The sequence below is a fragment of the Nocardioides sp. CPCC 206348 genome (assembly GCF_048654705.1).
In the GTDB taxonomy this organism is placed as follows: Bacteria; Actinomycetota; Actinomycetes; order Propionibacteriales; family Nocardioidaceae; genus Nocardioides.
Genome location: NZ_JBMCZA010000233.1, coordinates 9,633 through 10,010, shown reverse-complemented (window position 1 = coordinate 10,010; position 378 = coordinate 9,633). Strand labels below are relative to the sequence as shown.

General features: G+C 74.1%; 1 protein-coding gene. It reads right to left on the bottom strand.

The annotated features are described in order from the left end of the window. Positions 1–378 (bottom strand): MMPL family transporter (locus ACOADB_RS26635; RefSeq protein WP_378606206.1); only part of this gene is annotated, 378 nt, incomplete at both ends.

Sequence of the window (378 nt, the reverse complement as noted above, 5' to 3'; positions counted from 1 at the left end):
CTCGGGCCGGTGAGATGGGTGCCGAGCAAGGGAGCGGCGAGGGCGACCAGGACCACGGTCGTCGCGACCGCCACCAGCACCGGCCGCTTCATCACGGCGCGTGCGACGCGAAGCCACCGGGTGGAGGTGTCGGAGACCGCGGGCCCGCGGCGGATCGACAGCGCGTTGATGCGGGGACCGAGCACCGCCAGCAGGGCGGGTACGACGATGACGGCCATCGCGGCCGACAGCACGCCGACCACGGCGCCCGCGGCACCCACCGAGTAGAGGAAGCGCTGCGGCATCACGATGAGCGCGGCCATCGCGCCGGCGACGGTCAGCCCGGAGAACACCGCCGTACGACCGGCCGAGGCGACGGTACGACGGTGCGCCTCCTCC